Source organism: Vibrio genomosp. F10 str. 9ZD137 (genome assembly GCF_049974785.1).
Lineage (GTDB): Bacteria > Pseudomonadota > Gammaproteobacteria > Enterobacterales > Vibrionaceae > Vibrio.
Genome location: NZ_JBNGCJ010000356.1, coordinates 1 through 4,448 on the forward strand (window position 1 = coordinate 1; position 4,448 = coordinate 4,448).

General features: G+C 44.1%; 5 protein-coding genes and 1 pseudogene. 3 read left to right on the forward strand and 3 right to left on the reverse strand.

Annotation, left to right across the window (positions count from 1 at the left end; genetic code table 11):
* The 3 genes and pseudogenes from ACP45E_RS07945 to ACP45E_RS07955 all read right to left on the reverse strand — a co-directional run.
* A pseudogene (locus ACP45E_RS07945) lies at positions 1–253 on the reverse strand (GNAT family N-acetyltransferase); the annotation flags it as partial.
* A 66-nt stretch (positions 254–319) separates the two neighbouring features.
* Positions 320–1,321, reverse strand: a complete 1,002-nt coding sequence (locus ACP45E_RS07950; protein WP_017037767.1) for an endonuclease/exonuclease/phosphatase family protein — start codon at positions 1,319–1,321, stop codon at positions 320–322.
* Positions 1,322–1,438: 117 nt separating this feature from the next.
* Entirely contained in the window at positions 1,439–2,425 is a 987-nt protein-coding gene (locus tag ACP45E_RS07955; protein WP_017037766.1) for a helix-turn-helix domain-containing protein, read from the reverse strand.
* A 121-nt stretch (positions 2,426–2,546) separates the two neighbouring features.
* On the opposite strand from ACP45E_RS07955, the gene ACP45E_RS07960 reads away from it, so the two are divergent.
* The 3 genes from ACP45E_RS07960 to ACP45E_RS07970 all read left to right on the forward strand — a co-directional run.
* Positions 2,547–2,969 (forward strand): rhodanese-like domain-containing protein, encoded by a 423-nt coding sequence (locus ACP45E_RS07960; RefSeq protein WP_017037765.1) that lies wholly within the window; start codon positions 2,547–2,549, stop codon positions 2,967–2,969.
* Positions 2,970–3,282: 313 nt separating this feature from the next.
* A complete protein-coding gene (locus ACP45E_RS07965) occupies positions 3,283–3,471 on the forward strand; it encodes a hypothetical protein (protein ID WP_017037764.1) in 189 nt (62 codons plus the stop codon).
* A gap of 23 nt (positions 3,472–3,494) precedes the next feature.
* A partial coding sequence (locus ACP45E_RS07970) for an MFS transporter (protein ID WP_069584866.1) occupies positions 3,495–4,448 on the forward strand: 954 nt, incomplete at its 3' end.

The window sequence follows — 4,448 nt, forward strand, 5'->3', positions numbered from 1 at the left end:
CTAAACCAAAACTGCCACAGTGCGATCGGCGGGGATTTTGAGCGTGTTCGAATCCAATATTACCCACCACTTTTCCGTCCACTTCAGCCACGAAGGAGTAAACGCCTGTCGGGATGTTCTGTAAACGGTTTTCCCACATATCTACAGAAGGGTTGGGCAGTTGTAAGGTTTCGCGTTGAGATCGGTATTGGGAATAAACGTGACATACCGCCGCCGCGTCTTCGACTCGAGTGGGTCTGACTTTGATTTCCATCTGCTGTTGCTCCATTGGGTCAGTGGCTATTCCCATATTTAAACCACAAACTGCGTGTTTTTTGAATTAAATTATTGAAATATTTACCGTTACGATCCCATGATCGGTACTGATGTGGTCATGACCGTAGTGCGGGTTGACTAAATGTGAGTCGATGACCTGGTAGTCGGTGACGATCCCACGGGCTTGATCTGAGCAATCAGAGAATTCGTTGGACAGCAGAATATAGTCCAGTTCTTTTCCTTGTGCCCCCACATAGTAGGTGGGTGTTGAGGTAATTTCTGTTTGTTCAAGGACCAGGTCTTGGCTGTTATGAAGGTGGAAAGCCGATAGAGCCGTTTCTGATTCTTTAAGACGAAAGAGGTGTCTTGATGTTAAGCAATGAAATTCGTTACTTTGCAGTGATTGATTAAAATCCCCCATGAGTAAGCATGGCCGTTCATTTTGCTTTTTAGTTTCAATCATATGGTGATGAAGAACGTGGACTTCCATACCGCGTTGAACCGTTGACAGCCATTTACCTTGACTTTCGAGTAACCAACGTTCGCTAGTCGATGGTTCATCATGCCGCTCTTCGTCAGGTTGAGTGTCGAGTTCGGTCGGACGTTGAGATTTTAAATGGACCACATAAACATCAATCGGACCTAATTGTGGTATGTCGACGACAGCATGAATTGGAGTGCGATTAAATTTAAAATTACTTTGGGAACGAGCAATAGCTGATGAGGCGTTAATAGAGAGGGTTTGGCTGACTGGGTGTCGTGATGCAAGTGCCACAACAGGATTTGAGTATATGTAATCTTGCTCAACCTCTGGCGTATCAACGGTGACAAAATGGGTGTAGCCAAGCAAGTGCATCGTTTTTCTTAATGAATCAATACTGAATACTTCTTGAAATCCGATGATATCTGCATCGATTTTTGTGATGGTTTGGCTTAACCAGCGGATTTTAATTGTCCATTCTTCTTTTGTATAGATGTTCGCAAAATCATAAAACGCATTCGGCGGTTCTACGTAGTTAAATAGATTAATCGTACAGACTTTTATATTCCGCTCAGAACTCGCCAAAGGGTATTCCTTAACTGTAGGGGGGCATAAAGAGTGTGACACGGATTTTCTTCTTTGTCGTGGTACTCTATTTTTTAGTAAGCACTTACTACGGGTTTCTGAGTTTGTTGAGAAACATTACTTTGCAAAAGATTCATCGGTGTGAGTCGCACCCGTGCCTGAATTTTGGAAAAATTGCTGCCGGTACATACTCGGAGAAACACCAACCAACTGTCGAAAGTGATGCCGCATCGTCATTGATGTATCAAAACCAGACGCTTGTGACAGCCGTTCAATGGTCATATTACTGCTTTCAAGAAGCCCTTTCGCACGTTCAACACGCTGGCAAATGATCCACTCTTTTGGTGACAAATCAAAGCAACCTCTAAACTTTCTATCAAAGGTACGGCGAGACATGTTCGCTTTGGTGGCCAATTCATCAATTGAGATCGATTTATCGAGGTTATCTTGCGCCCACTCGAGTGCGTGTGAAAACTGGTTTGGCACTTCGAGCATTGGCGTTTCAACAAATTGAGACTGCCCCCCTTGCCGATGTCCGGAGACAACCAACCGCTTCGCCACTTGATTGGCCACTTCGTAGCCATAGTCACTTCTTATCACTGCGAGCCCAAGATCTAACCCCGCTGCACTTCCGGCTGAACAACCTATATTTCCGTCAAACAAGTACAAAACATTGGCTGCGTATTGAATATGAGGAAAACGCTGGCGAAATGAAGATTCAAATTTCCAGTGAGTCGTGGCTTTCCTACCATTAAGAATACCGAGCTCAGCCAATAAGAAAGCCCCAGAGCAGAAAGAAAGAATTCGTTTACCACTTGCGTGAAACTGGCTCACTTGTTTTCGTATTGTGGACGGTACGGTTTTCTCTATCGTTGGCCAGCTAGGAATAATGAGGAGATCATATTTGTCAATGGATGGGACAAACTGAGTCGAGAGACCAATGCGAGCAGTAGTTGTGATTGCTGCGTTGTCTAGGTTAATGACGTCGGCTTGATACCAATCATCAAATTCTGGCCTTGGCAGAGCAAAAAGCTCTACGGCACACGCCAATTCAAACAGAGAAACATCCGCATGAGACAGTATTGCCACTTTGATCATAGCCATCTTTGGTCATCATTCTTGAATAGTATGGCTTATTATTAACGTATATTGTCTTTTAAGCCAGTGTTTTTGTTGGGTGGCGCCGTTGATAATAACCCCAGGACAAACTGATTAAGGAATCGTTATGACAAGTGCAGTTTCAAGAGTTCAGGCGGCAGATAGCCAAGCGGCATTAAACCATTTTGAGTTATTACTAAGATTTGAAACCGATTGCTGGGATGTTCACCACGCGACAACGAATGATCGTCAAGACTTTGTACTCGTTGATGTGAGAGGGGAAAATCTATTTGATCAAGGTCATATTGATGGTGCGATTAATATACCCCGCACGAGAATAAATGAAAAGAGACTGAGTGAATTTCCTGCCGAGACATTGTTTGTAGTGTACTGTGCTGGCCCTCACTGCAATGGAACTGAAAAAGCAGCGATTCGATTAGCCAAGTTAGGAAGGCCTGTTAAAAAGATGATCGGCGGTGTCACTGGGTGGTTAGATGAAGGCTTTAAACTTATCGCAACACCTCACCAGTCAGAGAAGCAAGATAAATAAGAGAAGCCAGAGAAAGGATGATTGAGTTATGAGTAGGAACCTATTCCATTAGAAACCTATACATTAGAAACCTATGCTGTTAGGAGCCTATGCCATTAGAAGCCGCTGCTGTATAGCACTTGTGTGTTTGATTTAGAACAGACTTCAAACCCGATTTGAATAGCCTTGGCGGGAAGAGTGAGCTCGATAGCATCGAATACAATGGGTATGCAAATTATGCATAGCCTCTGTACCAAAATGTCATTGGCGTCATTTGGGAATAGTCACTACACTTCGCGCTGATTTTTTAACCCTAATATCACTGGTGAGTAAGATGTTTCTTAAGTCCCTTTGGTTTTCACAATCTATTTTGGCTCAACTTGCAAGGATGGTGTTATTGCTGTCTCTATCGTTAGTGGTGGTTCACAACACCCCTCGACTTTTAACGCTATTAGCTGAGCAAGCAATCAACAGCGGGTGTCATCAACAAACGGGCGACATCAACCATTCTCACCACCATTAATTAACATTGAGTAAGACGAATCTATGAGCATTTTTCGATTTCCACTTTTAGTATGGCTAGGGATTGGCATCTTAGTTGTTTGCCTAGGGATACGGCAGTCTTTTGGTATCTTTATGATGCCTATCTCGGATTACTTTGGAACAGGGCGCGAGTTTTTTAGTTTTGCCATTGCCCTTCAAAACCTTTTGTTTGGCGTGTTTCAGCCATTTGTGGGTATGGCGGCGGATAAATGGGGAGCCAAGCGCATTATCATACTGGGGGCCATCTCTTATTCGGCAGGCTTGTACTTAACATCAATCGCTGTCGATCCGAGCATGCTTTATCTGTCTTTGGGGATTTTAGTGGGTTTAGGGTTAAGCGCGACCAGCTATGTGATAGTGCTAGGTGCGGTTGCTAAAGTAGTGCCAGCTCAGCATGCGGCTAAAGCGTTTGGATTAACAACCGCGGCTGGATCGTTTGGTATGTTTGCACTCATCCCTGGAGCTCAAACATTAATTGCGCATTTCGATTGGCAAGGAGCCATGCAGGCATTTGCGTTACTCTGTACGGTCATGATTGCCTTTGCAATGTTCATGAGAACCGCTAAGTCTGCCCCTAATTTGACACCGAACTCTGAAGACAATCAAACCCTGAAACAAGCACTCAATGAAGCTTTTTCACATAAAGGTTACTGGCTCATTCATGCAGGTTTCTTTGTTTGTGGCTTTCATGTCATGTTTATCGCGACGCATTTACCCAGCTATTTGGCAGACAAAAATTTGCCAGCCTCAAGCGCAGCGATGGCGTTAGCGTATGTGGGCATATTCAATATTTTTGGGTCCTATTTTTGGGGAGTTATGGGGGATCGTTTTAATAAACGTCACGTGATGGCTGCTTTGTATTTTATGCGCACGCTTGTTATCGGCGCGTTTGTAACCCTGCCCATTACCGAACATACGGCTGCAATTTTTGGTGCGGCGATCGGATTTTGCTGGCTT

Excerpts from the sequence above, each read along its gene's own strand:
- ACP45E_RS07955 (WP_017037766.1), bottom strand. The coding sequence starts at position 2,425 with ATGGCTATGATCAAAGTGGCAATACTGTCTCATGCGGATGTTTCTCTG.
- ACP45E_RS07960 (WP_017037765.1), top strand. The coding sequence starts at position 2,547 with ATGACAAGTGCAGTTTCAAGAGTTCAGGCGGCAGATAGCCAAGCGGCA.
- ACP45E_RS07965 (WP_017037764.1), top strand. The coding sequence starts at position 3,283 with ATGTTTCTTAAGTCCCTTTGGTTTTCACAATCTATTTTGGCTCAACTT.